Raw genomic sequence first — 12,366 nt, forward strand, 5'->3', positions numbered from 1 at the left:
CGAATTACCTCCGCTGACCCAGCTATGTCAATCCTCGCACAAGGCCGCCGGATACCGCACGGCGTGCGACGTCAGGTACCGACACCGTTGGCGCCGTGGCCAGGGAAGCAACCGGCTTCGGTTACCAGCACACATGCCGTGTTGTGAGGAGGCACGCCGTGTTGTAGGGAGGAACGTGTCATGGTGTGCCCGGGGAACGGAGACGGCTGTGCGACCCACTTCCACGTGGCGGGAAGCCCGTGACGCATTGCTGACGCGACTCGACACGGTCGTCCATCGACACCCACAGGCATTGGCGCTCAGCGATGGCCCGCACACGCTGACATATGGCGATATGTGGAAACACTCGGCGGCGCTGGCGGCCCGATTGGCGGCTGCCGGTGTCCGGCCCGGCCAGTCGGTCGGACTGTACGGCTCGCGCAGTGCCGAAAGTGTGCTGACGATGGTGGCGCTGTTCAGGCTCGGCGCTGTCTGCGTCCCGCTGGACCGCACTTACCCCGTCGACCGGCTGGCCATGATGGCCGACGACGGAGCCGTCGGGCTCATGGTGACCGACGGCGCATCGGCGGTCCCTGAGGACCTCTCGCATCTGCCGGCGCTTCGAGCCGTCGGCGGCGACGGGCCGGCCGACGCGGTGGCAGGACCCGCCGCCGACGCGCCGTTGCGCCCGGATCTCTGCTACCTGGTCTACACCTCGGGCTCGACCGGCCGCCCCAAGGCCATCGCCCTGCCGTACTGGTCGCTGGAGAACCTGGTGTCGTGGCAGATCGGCGACAGCCGCGCGACGAGGGGAACGCGGACCGCGCACTTCGCGCCGCTTTCGGTGGACGTCTCCTACCAGGAGTTGCTGACGACGTTCGGCACGGGAGGGCACCTGGTCGTCGTCGCGGACGAGGTGAAGTCCGACCCCGAGCGGCTGTGGCGGCTCATCCTTGATTCCGGTATTGAACGCCTGTTCATCCCGTTCGTGGCCCTGCAGATCCTGGCGCTGTTCCTGCCGCCGCAGGAGCGTCTGGCACAGGCCCGGCTCACCGAGGTGATCGTCTGCGGCGAGCCGCTGCGGTGCTCACCGGACATCCGGGAGATGTTCGCCAGGATGCCGCGGTGCGTGCTGACCAATCAATACGGCACCACGGAAACGCATGTCGTCACCGCCCACCATCTCGGCACGGCATCGGAGGAGTGGCCGGATCTACCTCCCATCGGGCGGCCAATCAGCTCGGTGACCGCGACCCTGGAACCCCTCACCCCGGCAGCCGGTGATCCGGCCCCTGATGCCGGCGAGTTGCTGATCGGCGGGATGGCGGCCGGCGCCACCTACCTTCGGCGTCCCGGGCTCACCGCGGAGAAGTTCGTGCCCGATCCGGCGCTGCCAGGTGGGCGCATGTACCGAACGGGTGACCTCGTCACGCGCGACGCGGACGGCGTTCTGCACTTCCTGGGGCGCAACGACGACCAGGTCAAGATCCGGGGATACCGGGTGGAGCTCGGTGAGGTGGAGGTGGCGCTCAGCCGGCTGCCCGGTGTCCGGCAGGCGACCGTGGTGGCCGCGGGCAGCGAGTCCATGTCGCGGTTCCTCGTCGCCTTCGTGGTCGGTGACGTCGACACGGGCGAGCTGGCCGACTCGCTGCGCCGGCGGCTGCCCGACTACCTGGTGCCCTCGATGATCCAACGCGTCGATGCCTTCCCCACCACGGGCTACGGCAAGGTCGACCGGCGACGATTGCTGAGTTCGATCGGAGTCATATCGCGGTGAACGCCGGCGACCAGGCCGACCCCGGCGACCGGGCCGACCCCGGCGACCAGGTCGGCCCTGCCGCACCACAGGCACCGCAGGTCCTCCCGCCTCTGCACCGCAACCGTGACTTCGTGCTCCTCTGGGTCGGGCAGGCCGTCTCCCACCTCGGTGTGCAGATATCCCAGACCGCGTTGCCGCTGCTGGTACTCGCCGTCACGGGCTCCGCGGCGAAGGCGGGCATCATCGCCACCGTCCGCTTCATCGTGATCTATTCCCTGCAGCTCTTCGCCGGGGTGCTGGTGGACCGGTGGAGCAACCGCGTGGTGATGCTGATCTGCGACGCCGGCCGCGCCATCGCGCTCGGCAGCGTCGCCATCGCGATCGTCGCCGACCACCTCACCTACGCGCATCTCATCGCGGTCGCCGTCTGCGAGGCCGTGTTCGGCGTCTTCTTCGGCCCGGCCGAGACTCCGGCGGTGCGGCAGGTGGTGCCGGCCGCGCAGCTGAAAGAGGGGATCGCCCGCAATCAGATACGCGGCCAGATCGCCAACGTGGTCGGGTTGCCGCTGGGCGGCTTCCTGTTCGCCTGGCACCGCGTGGCCCCGTTCGCCGCCGACGCCATCTCCTACCTGCTCTCGTTCGCGGCCATCACGATGATCAGGGCGCGGCTCGACCCGCTGTCCCGTGACCGGCGACCGCGCCAGCAAGGCCTGATACCGGAGGTCAGGCGAGGGTTGTCGTGGGTGTGGCGCGAGCCGTTCCTGCGCACCTTCACGCTCTGGCTGGCCGCCGCGGGTGTGATCTTCAGTGCCATCCACCTGGTGGCCACGGTGCTGGCCCTGTGGCGCGGCGCGTCCGGTGCCGAGCTGGGCGTCATGTACGCCATCGTCGGAGTCGCCGGACTGATCGGTGCGCTGCTCATCCCGCTCGTTCAGCGCAAACTGCGTTCGCGGGCGATCGTGCAGCTCTTCGCGTGCACGGCCACCGTGGCGATCGCCGCGATGCTGGTCGCGCCGACTCCGTACCTGATCGGGATCGCCACCGCGGCGCCGATGCTTCTGGGGCCCTCGCTCAACGCGATCCTTTTCGGCTACATCCTCACCCACGCCCCCGACGACATGCAGGGCCGGGTTACGAGCGCGACGCTCCAGATAGCCAATTCCGGGGCCTTCCTTGGCCCGGCCCTCTTCGGTGTGCTGCTGGACTCGCTGGGTGCCCTCGCCACGGTCGGCTGTATCACCGGCATCATGGCGGTTCTGGCGGCCGTGACGTTCCTGCCGGGGCTCGCCCAGGAGTCAGGCGGGGACGCAGTGCCCGTCCTCGACGACACCCGCGGAGGGCAGCCGTAGCGCCGAGAGCCTCGTCGACGGGTCCGCGAAGCAGGTGGCGCAGATGGCGAGGAAGTCGTCGGCCAGCGCCTGCATGCGGGCGGAACCGAAGGTCTCGGCGTTGTAGACCACCTCACCACCGATCAGGTCGCCCCACTGGGCCAGGTTCACCGCGGGATTCTGGTTCTGCCACAGCCGACGCACGCCATCGTCGTCGGGAAGAACGAAGTGGCGCGTCATGCGGTCGAGCGGGATCCGGGTAACGGACAGGCCGGGCATCCGGACCGGCGACCCGCGCTGAACGAGGTCGAGATTGCCGTGGTAGAACGCCTTGGCGTCGAACGGCACCGACCAGTCCCAGCCCGGACGCAGCCGCTCGACCATCGCCCGGAACGGCACGCCGCGATGGTCGTACGCCCGCAACGACGCGTCCCGCGCCCGATCGAGGACCTCCGCGAACGTCGGGTCGCCCGCGAGATCGGCCCGGATGAACACCCGGGTCAGGAGGTTGGCGACGAGCCCCTGCTCATCGGGTTCGACATGACCGCCGAACGGCGATGCGACGATCACCTCGCGCGACCGTGCCGCCGGCGTCCACAGCAGCAGGAGGATCTGGTACGCGGCCAGCAGCGCCATATAGGTCGTCACGTGGCGCTGGGCGCAGAGGGCCGCGAGCGCACGGCCGGCCTCTTCGGGAAGCTCGAACGCCAGATGGCCCTGCCGGTAGCGCCCGACCTGTCCGCGGGGCACGTCGCTGGGCATCACGCGCGGCGCCACGTCCGACAACTGCTCGAACCAGAAGTCGAGGTGCCGATCGAGCGTCGGGCCTGACATCCAGCGGCGCCGCTCCTCGGCGAACGTCCGGAACGATGGCGCCGGCCCGAGGTGCTCGGCGCCGTGACCCGCGAGGCCCGCATGACCGGCGAGGCCCGCGTGACCGGCGAGGCCCGCACCCAGTTCGCGCAGGACGATGCCGTACGCCGGGGGATCGATGACGAAATGGTGCAGCTTCACCATCAGTAGATGGTCGTCGGGGCCGATCCGCACCAGCCGTGTCTGGAACACCGGGTCGTGCTCCAGGTCGATGCGCGTGGTCTGCTCGGCGTTGATGCGCCGCACGGCCTCGGCGGCGGGGTCCGCCGCGGCGGTGACGTCGACGACGTCGGCCGCCGCGCTCCGGGACGTGATGATCTGCTCAACGTCCGCGCCACGGGTGCTCACGGCGAGCCGGAGGGCCTCGTGCCGCCGGCTGATCCGTTCCGAGGTCTCCTCGAACGCCGTTTCGCTGAGCCGGCCTTTGACCCGTAAGGCCATGACGGTGTTGTCCAGCGCGTTGCCGGGCGGCAGGTGGGCGTGGCTTCGCACGTATTCGAGATACCACTCCTGGCACGGCGCGAGTGGAACGGCGCGGTCGGAAGCCACGCGCGTCATCTCGGATCTCCTTTGGACACGCGGTGTCCCCCTCGGCAGGGTCTCGTACCGGGGCAGCGAGCTTCAGTGTTACACACGCCGGGAACGGTCGCGGTCGGGCGCCGCCTCGGAGCAGGACGGCGACATTCATAGTAGTTTGGGGTCAGGATGGTAAATCGATCATCGATGTGCTAAGGGGACTCCGTGGCCGGCGCCGCCGAGGAAACCACCGCCGAAGCGACCACCACCTACGACGTCGTCATGAATGACGAGGAGCAGTACTCCATCTGGCCGGCGGCCCTACCGTCACCCGACGGCTGGCGTGCCGCCGGGTTCCGCGGCTCGAAGCAAGCCTGCCTTTCGCACATCGACGAAGTGTGGACGGACATGCGGCCACGTACCTTGCGCGAGGCCATGGGGCGCTAGTTCCCCGCTGACGCACGGGTCGGGGACGTGAAGAGGGGGATCTGCTGTGGCCGGACTGATCCGCGGCGAATTCCAGGAGATCATTTCGCCCTTCCTCAAAGAGAAGATGGCCGAAGTCGCGGCGACGTCAGGGTATGGCGCGCCGGAGTACAAAGCGCTCGCGCTGCAATACCAGCGGGATCCGCAGGAAGTGGTGGTGTTGAGGCATCAGTCCTCACGTCACTACGAGGCCGTGATGGCCCCCGGGGCGGACGGACCGCAACCGCAGGACGGACCGCACCTGCGCGGAGTGGAGCGGCTCTACCGCCGGACCCTGCTGGTGGAGCCGACCATCAGGTGCGCGGCGCACTGCCGGTGGTGCATCCGTGCGAACTACGAGGTCGCTGATCTCTCGCCGACCGAGCTGGAGAGCGTCGCGCGATACGCCGGCTCCCCGGCGCTTCGCTCCGACATCACCGAGGTGCTGGTCACGGGCGGCGACCCGCTCGTGACACCGAAGCTGCTGCGGCTGCTCGTCGACGAGTTGAAGGCGCATGCCCCGAACGTGACGACGATCCGGATCGGCACCCGCATGCCGTTCCAGGCCCCATCCCGCGTGAACGACACGTTCCTCGCCATCATCCGAGACGCTGATCCGATTCGCGTCGAGATCGGCCTCCACGCCAATCATCCCGTGGAGTTCTGGCCGGAGACGACCGATGCGCTCAATGCGATCAGGGACGCCGGGGCCACCCTCTACAACCAGCACCCCGTCCTGGCAGGCGTGAACGACGACGGCGACACGCTCGCGGAGCTCTACGAGGCTTTGCGTGCGCACCGCATCGAGCCGCACTACATGTTCCACGCGGCGCCCATGCGCGGCATGGAGCACCACCGGACCACGGTGGACGAGTTGCTGGAGCTCCACCGGACGCTCACCACCTCCGGCAGGCTCTCCGGCCGGACCAAGCCCAAGCCCGCACTCCTCACGGACATCGGAAAGGTGGTGCTCACCGAGGGCGCCGTCATCGGACGCGACGACGAGGGCAAACGACTGCTCCTTCGGACCGCGTATTCCGTCGAGGACCGGCGACGCTGGAATCCGACCTGGACGTTGCCGCCGTCCGCCGTGATCGGCGCGGATGGACGCATGGCCGTCTGGTATCAGGACAGAAAGGAAAAGCCGGACCCAAGCCCGGCGTGATCGCTGTGGCGGTGCCGGGCCGTCGTGGGGGAGTACCTGACATGCGAGTCGACCTGACCGACCCGAGCCGGTTCGCCGATGGCACGTTCTGGTCCGACCTCGCCTGGCTGCGGGAGAACGACCCGGTGCACTGGCACGCCGACGCGGAGGGCGGATTCTGGGCGGTGACCCGGCACAGCGACGTGCTGAGCGTCTACGCCCGCCACGAGACGTTCGTCTCCGGCCAGGGCATGCGGCTCGGTGACCAGCCCGACGCGGTCGGCGCCGTGGCGCAGCGCATGCTCATCGTCTCCGATCCGCCTGACCACACCCATCTCAAACGGGTGCTGGGCAAGTCCTTCCGGTCCGCCGAGATGCCCCGCCTTGACCGGCTGGTCCGGCAGACGGTCGGCGCGGCGCTCGACACGGCGCTGGCCGCCGGTGAGATTGATCTGGTGCCCCTCGCGGGCGAGATCCCCAACAGCGTGATTTGCTCGCTGATGGGCCTGCCGCCCGCGGACTGGCGATGGATCGGCGGGGTGACCACCGCGGCGTTCGAAGGCCCGAGCGAGGACGCGCGGTCGGCCGCGCACAGCGAGATCTTCCTCTACTTCAGCGACCTCGTCGCCGAGCGGCGCAAGCGCCCCGGCGACGACTACATCAGCCGCATCACGCACGACCTGCGCGACACCGCCGTGCCCTGCCGGCAGCGGCCGCTGACCGAGGAGGAGGTCGTCTACAACTGCCACGGCGTGCTCGCCGGAGCGAACGAGACCACCCGGTACGCCGCCGCCGGCGGGACCCTCGCGCTGGCCGAGCGGCCCGACCAGTGGCGGCTTCTGGTGGACGGCGGCGCCGAGGTGGCCGGCTCGGCGACCGAGGAGGTGCTGCGCTGGACGACGCCGGCCGTGCACGTGCTGCGCACGGCGACCCGTCCGGCGGACATCGGGGGCGTGCCGATCGCGGACGGTGCGCGGGTGACCCTCTGGAACGTGTCGGCCAACCGCGACGCCGACGTCTTCCCAGATCCGGACCGCTTCGACGTGACCCGCTCACCGAACCGGCACGTCGCGTTCGGCGGAGGCCGGCACCGCTGCATCGGAGCCCGGCTGGCGCGGCACGAGCTTGAGGTGTACCTCACGGAGCTGGCCGCCCGGGTGGCCCGTATCGAGCTGACCGGTGCGCCGCGGTGCAACGCGTCCAACTTCACGCTCGGCCTGACGAGCCTTCCGGTGCGCCTGACACCACGGTGAGGCCGCGGTGACACCACGGTGAGGCCGCTGGGGAGGGCCACTACTGCCGATGCGGTGGCCGCGAGCGCAGGCGTTGCATGACGACGGCCAGGTGCTCGTACTCCACCCGCGTGGTCGGCGTGGTCAGCACGAAGGTGTGCACGCCTTCCCTCGCCACCTCGGCCAGCTGCGCGACGACCGTGTCGTAGCTCCCCACCAGATAAGGGCACCCGGCTTGGAACGAGTGAAAGGGATCCATCCGCACCGCCGGGTCGGCGTCGGCTCTCTCGGTCTTGAAGAGGCGCTGCTTCCACACCGAGTCGGTGTTCGCCATGGTCAGCCGCAGCATTTCCCGGCCGAGCGGCTCCTGCTCCTCGGGGAAGTACTCGCGTGCCGCCGCGTCCGCCTCGTCCGGCGTCTCCCTGGCGATGATGCCGACGTTCACCGCGCCCAGCCCCTCCGGAACGTCCCGCAACGCGGGCGGGAACATCCCCATCAGGGTGGCTCCCAGCGCTTCCGCCGTGCGCCGGGCGTCATCCGAGGCACCGGCGAGGTACAGCCACGGTCGCAGCTCAGGCGCCACCGCCGGAGCCAGCTGCAGGTCAGCGGCGCGGTAGAACCTGCCGCGCCAGGTAACCGGCTCCCCGTCCAGCAAGCGCAGCAGCAACTCGACGTACTCCCGCAGCCGGACGTAGCGCTCGCCGTGCTCCAGCGTGTCACCGACCGAGCGCAGCTCGCTCAGCGCCGTCCCCGTGATCAGGTTCAGCGACACCCGCCGACCATGCAGCTGCCCGATCGACATGATCGACCGTGCCGCCGCGAAGGGATGCGTGTACAGCGGGTTCACCGCGACCATGGGCACCAGCCGGCGAGAGGCGGAGATGATCGCCGCCGCGCCCACCCAGGGATCGAGCACCGCGCCGGCGCCGGTGAACAGCAGAATGCCGTCGAAGTCGAATTCGTCGCACCAGCGCGTGACGCACCACGCCGCCTCGGCGGACCGCGCGGGGTCCGCGACCCGGGGCACCGCGGCCAGCATGCGCAGCTCACCGGTCATCGGACCGCGAATCCGTCAGGCCGAGCATGTACCTCGCCGCCACATGACTGGACGGAAACAACTTCCCACTTCCGAGATTGTCGCACCGGCCGACCCTGCCCTGGGCGTGCCGAGCGGGTGAGAAGCCGGTCGGGCGTTCGGTGTGGTGGGCGGAAATGGTTCAGGGCCGTCAGACCGGGTGGTCTGACGGCCCTGGACGGCCCGTTCATGGTCAGGCCTTGTTGAAGGTGTGCTTGGCCCACAGGTAGGAGGCGACGGCGATGCCGGCGCACCAGGCGGTGGCGGTGGCCCCGCTGTTGCCGATGGGGGTGCCGAGCAGGAGGCCTCGGATGGTTTCCATGACCGGGGTGAAGGGCTGGTATTCGGCGAACCAGCGCAGGACGGTGGGCATGGAGTCGGTGGGGACGAAGCCGCTACCCAGAAAGGGCAGCAGGATCAGGGGCATGGGGGCGTTGCTGGCGGACTCGGGGGTGGGGGACTTCATGCCGAGGGCGACCGCCAGCCAGGTGATGGCCACGATGAACAGGGTGAGCAGGCCGGTGAAGGCGAGCCATTCGACGGCGGTGGCGTTGGGGCGGAAGCCGAGCGCGAAGGCGATGCCGATGACGGCGGCCATGCCGAGCAGCTGCTGGATGACGCTGCCGACGACGTGGCCGGTCAGGACCGAGGCGCGGGAGATGCGCATGGTGCGGAAGCGGGCGATGATGCCCTCGGTCATGTCGGTGGCGACCATGACCGCGGTGCCGGTCGCGGCGGTGGCCACGGCCATGAGCAGGATGCCGGGGACGACGTAGTTGACGTAGGCGTCGCGGCCGCCGCCGCCGAGTCCTTGCCCGAGGGCGCCGCCGAAGACGTAGACGAACACGATCAGGATGACGACGGGGGTCGCGATCAGCTGCACGGTCATGGACGGGTAGCGCAGCAGGCGCTTGAGCTGACGGCGGATCATGGTGGAGTTGTCGCGCATGGCGAGGGTGAGGGTGCTCATCAGGCTGCGTCCTTGGGGTTGCCGGTGAGGGTGAGGAAGACGTCGTCGAGATCGGGGGTGTGCACCGACATCTCCTCGACGTCGATGGCCTGGTCGTCCAGGCGGGTGAGCAGCTGCCGCAGTGATCGGACGCTGCCGTCGCTGGGGACCTGCAGGCTGAGCGCGTCGCCGTTCAGGAAGCCCGTGCCGAGTGCGCGCAGCGCGGCCTGGACGGCGTGTTCGTCGGCGAACCGCAGGGTGACGTGGCCGCCGGGGATGAGCCGCTTGAGTTCTTCGGCGGTGCCCTCGGCGATCAGGCGTCCGTGGTCGAGGACGGCGATGCGGTCGGCGAGTTCGTCGGCTTCTTCGAGGTACTGGGTGGTGAGGAAGATGGTGACGCCGCCGGCGACGAGTTCGCGGACGATCTGCCACATGGAGCGGCGGCTGCGCGGGTCCAGGCCGGTGGTCGGCTCGTCCAGGAAGATCAAGCGCGGGTCGCCCACCAGGGTCATCGCCAGGTCGAGCCGGCGCTGCATGCCGCCCGAGTAGGTCTGGGCGGGCTTGCGGGCGGCGTCGACCAGGTCGAAGCGTTCCAGCAGTTCGGCGGCCTTGCGCTTGCCGTCGCGGCGGGACAGGTGCTTCAGGTCGGCCATGAGGAGCAGGTTCTCCTCGCCGGTGAGCAGCTTGTCGACGGCCGAGTACTGCCCGGTGACGCCGATCGCGCCGCGCACGTCGTCGGGCTTGCGGGCCAGGTCATGGCCGGCGACCTGGACCGTGCCCGCGTCGGCGCCGATCAGGGTGGACAGGATCTGGACGGTGGTGGTCTTGCCCGCCCCGTTCGGGCCGAGCAGGGAGAAGATCGTTGCTTCGGGGACGGCCAGGTCGACGCCGTCGAGCACGACCTTGTCGCCGTAGGACTTGCGCAGCCCGTTCGCTGCGATGGCAAGGGTGGTCATGGTGGGGGCTCCTTGGCAGGGGGTCAGAGGATGCGGGTCAGAGGCTGCGGGCGGCGATGTCGCCGTGCGAGGTGGTGGCCTGGATGTCGAGCTCGGCGGCCCCGTCGTTCTTGAGGTCGTTGGTGATGCGGCCGTAGGAGGTGCCGGCGTCCAGGGAGGCCGAGACACCGGAGGCGGCGGCGACCGAGATGTCGCCGGACAGGGTGCTGAGCACGACCGTGCCGCGCCTGGCCTCGGCGATGCGGATGTCGCCCCGCTGGGTGCTGATCTCCGCGGGACCGCCCAGGCGGCCGATCTCGACATCGCCGTCGGTCGCGGTGAGGCGGACGCTCGCGACCTCGTCCAGCTTGATCTGGCGGTACGCACCGTCGAAGGCGACGTCGCCGAGGCGGCCGACGCCCCGCAGTTCGGCGGCGGCGGCCTTGGCCTCGACCGTCGAGCCGGCGGGCAGCTTGACGGTCACCTCGACCGATCCCGACGGGCCGAAGATCTGGCCGGCCGGGGCCGCGATCCGCAGCACGCCGTCGGCGTACTCGACCGTGGTCTGCTCGGCGGTCTTGACGTCGCGGCCCTTGGAGGCGTTGGCGGGCAGGACCTCCACCACGGTGTCGGCCCGGTCGGCGGCCAGGAACTGCACCCGCCCCGCGGGGATGTCCAGGACGGCGGCGATCGGGGCGGGGGTGTCGAACTTCTGCATCGTGCTCTCCTTGCGTTGTTTCGAACACTGGAAAAGCTACGTTGCATTCCAAATCTTGACAACCCGATCTTTGCGTAAGCTGACCATCGTCCCAGCTCAGAGTGCATAAATCATTGCAACGGCCTTGACGTTTAACGCAACAACCGGCACCTGATCGTTGCAACGTGATGAACGTTAACGCTATGGTGAAGGCAACACCGACAGAAAGGGGGCCCGCGATGCCGGGAGGCAGGCTCACCCAGTCCGAACGCCAGCAGATCGCGGCGGGACTGGCCGACGGACTGGCCTACGCCGAGATCGCCCGCCGCCTGGAACGTCCGACCTCAACGATCACGCGTGAGGTGATGCGCAACGGCGGCCCCACCGGCTACCGCGCCGACCTGGCCCACCGCGCCACCCAGCAGCGCACCCACCGCCGCAGGCAGAGCACACCCCAAGGCTCACAGACGCCCGCGCAGGTGGACGGACGCGACGCCCAGGTCGTCCACGACTACCAGGAGACCCTCACCACCGTCTTCATGACCTCGGGCCTGCCCAAGATGATGGCCCGCGTCCTCGGCTGCCTCTACACCACCGATTCCGGCAGCCTCACCGCCGCCGAACTCGCCCAGCGCCTCCAGGTCAGCCCGGCGACCATCTCCAAGGCCACCACCGCCCTGGAAAGCCTGGAACTCATCCGCCGCGAACGCGCCGAACGCCGCCGCGACCGCTACGTCGTCGACGACGACCTCTGGTACCAGTCGATGCTCCGCAGCGCCCGAGACAACGCCCTGCTCGTCGAAGCCGCGAAACAAGGCGTCACCATCCTCGGCCCCGGCACCCCCGCCGCCACCCGCCTGGAGAACATCGCCCGCTACCTCGACTTCGTCACCGAGTCGATCACCCGCGCCGCCGAACAAGCCCGCGAAATCCTCTACTCCAAACCCGACCCGGACGACCGCGCGCGTCCTCACGCCTAGGCCGCCGAAGTCGCCGGCCTCGGCGAGTGACACCGAGCGTCGGCGATCGGCCGTGGCCCCGTTCTGTCGAGTTCCGTCCCGGCACGTCTTGGTGAGCGGTATTGGTGCGGTTGGCCTCCCTCGTCGTGGGCAATGTGTAATCGACCGAATGCATACCGTGAAGGAGCGTTCATGCACACCCCCCGTACGGTGGTCCGGGCCGCAGCCACCACCACGGCTGCTGCCGCGCTGGCCCTGGCCGCTCTTACCGGCTCGGCCCACGCCAGCCCGGCCGCCCTGGCTGAACAGTCCCAAGCCCAACCCCCAGGGCCCAGCGAAGGCAAGAAGAAGGGCGGCCTGCTAGGCGGCGCTCTCATTCCCGGCCTCCTGTAGAGCTGTCGGCGCCACGACGAGCCCGGCGACGGCCCCACTCGCTCACGCGAGCGGGTGGGGCG

At 69.5% G+C, this 12,366-nt stretch carries 12 protein-coding genes; 7 read left to right on the forward strand and 5 right to left on the reverse strand.

Features of this window, described 5'->3' with window-relative positions; all coding sequences use genetic code 11:
• Positions 1-133: 133 nt before the first annotated feature.
• Both ABD333_RS43025 and ABD333_RS43030 read left to right on the forward strand, forming a co-directional pair.
• Complete coding sequence (locus ABD333_RS43025; RefSeq protein WP_344548439.1) at positions 134-1,756, forward strand: AMP-binding protein; 1,623 nt, start codon at positions 134-136, stop codon at positions 1,754-1,756.
• Positions 1,753-3,087 carry an MFS transporter gene (locus ABD333_RS43030; protein WP_344548440.1) on the forward strand — a complete coding sequence of 445 codons (1,335 nt, stop codon included), beginning with the start codon at positions 1,753-1,755 and terminating at the stop codon, positions 3,085-3,087. Before ABD333_RS43025 ends, ABD333_RS43030 begins: the two co-directional genes overlap by 4 nt.
• Here the strand turns inward: ABD333_RS43030 and ABD333_RS43035 are convergent.
• Positions 3,034-4,497 (reverse strand): condensation domain-containing protein, encoded by a 1,464-nt coding sequence (locus ABD333_RS43035; protein ID WP_344548441.1) that lies wholly within the window; start codon positions 4,495-4,497, stop codon positions 3,034-3,036. The genes ABD333_RS43030 and ABD333_RS43035 overlap by 54 nt on opposite strands.
• 183 nt (positions 4,498-4,680) lie before the next feature.
• Between ABD333_RS43035 and ABD333_RS43040 the strand changes: the two genes are divergently transcribed.
• The 3 genes from ABD333_RS43040 to ABD333_RS43050 are packed head-to-tail and all read left to right on the forward strand — an operon-like array spanning position 4,681 to position 7,317.
• On the forward strand, positions 4,681-4,902 hold the full coding sequence (locus ABD333_RS43040; protein ID WP_344548442.1) for an MbtH family protein: 222 nt from the start codon (positions 4,681-4,683) through the stop codon (positions 4,900-4,902).
• 46 nt (positions 4,903-4,948) lie between these two features.
• Positions 4,949-6,085: a radical SAM protein gene (locus tag ABD333_RS43045; protein WP_344548443.1), complete on the forward strand. Its 1,137-nt coding sequence runs from the start codon at positions 4,949-4,951 to the stop codon at positions 6,083-6,085.
• Between the two features lie 41 nt (positions 6,086-6,126).
• On the forward strand, positions 6,127-7,317 hold the full coding sequence (locus tag ABD333_RS43050; protein WP_344548445.1) for a cytochrome P450: 1,191 nt from the start codon (positions 6,127-6,129) through the stop codon (positions 7,315-7,317).
• A 40-nt stretch (positions 7,318-7,357) separates the two neighbouring features.
• Here ABD333_RS43050 and ABD333_RS43055 read toward each other — a convergent pair whose 3' ends face one another.
• The 4 genes from ABD333_RS43055 to ABD333_RS43070 form a co-directional block, all read right to left on the reverse strand.
• The gene (locus tag ABD333_RS43055; RefSeq protein ID WP_344548446.1) at positions 7,358-8,353 is read right to left on the reverse strand and encodes an LLM class flavin-dependent oxidoreductase; all 996 of its coding nucleotides are present in this window, start codon (positions 8,351-8,353) and stop codon (positions 7,358-7,360) included.
• A gap of 211 nt (positions 8,354-8,564) precedes the next feature.
• On the reverse strand, positions 8,565-9,341 hold the full coding sequence (locus tag ABD333_RS43060; RefSeq protein WP_344548447.1) for an ABC transporter permease: 777 nt from the start codon (positions 9,339-9,341) through the stop codon (positions 8,565-8,567).
• Positions 9,341-10,276 (reverse strand): ATP-binding cassette domain-containing protein, encoded by a 936-nt coding sequence (locus ABD333_RS43065; RefSeq protein WP_344548448.1) that lies wholly within the window; start codon positions 10,274-10,276, stop codon positions 9,341-9,343. The genes ABD333_RS43060 and ABD333_RS43065 overlap by 1 nt, the downstream gene beginning before the upstream one ends.
• A gap of 37 nt (positions 10,277-10,313) precedes the next feature.
• The gene (locus tag ABD333_RS43070; protein WP_344548449.1) at positions 10,314-10,973 is read right to left on the reverse strand and encodes a DUF4097 family beta strand repeat-containing protein; all 660 of its coding nucleotides are present in this window, start codon (positions 10,971-10,973) and stop codon (positions 10,314-10,316) included.
• Between the two features lie 218 nt (positions 10,974-11,191).
• Between ABD333_RS43070 and ABD333_RS43075 the strand changes: the two genes are divergently transcribed.
• Positions 11,192-11,932: a GbsR/MarR family transcriptional regulator gene (locus tag ABD333_RS43075; RefSeq protein ID WP_344548450.1), complete on the forward strand. Its 741-nt coding sequence runs from the start codon at positions 11,192-11,194 to the stop codon at positions 11,930-11,932.
• Between the two features lie 171 nt (positions 11,933-12,103).
• On the forward strand, positions 12,104-12,304 hold the full coding sequence (locus ABD333_RS43080) for a hypothetical protein (RefSeq protein ID WP_344548451.1): 201 nt from the start codon (positions 12,104-12,106) through the stop codon (positions 12,302-12,304).
• Positions 12,305-12,366: the final 62 nt, after the last annotated feature.

It is taken from the genome of Actinomadura fulvescens, from assembly GCF_039533225.1.
Taxonomy (GTDB): Bacteria; Actinomycetota; Actinomycetes; order Streptosporangiales; family Streptosporangiaceae; genus Spirillospora; species Spirillospora fulvescens.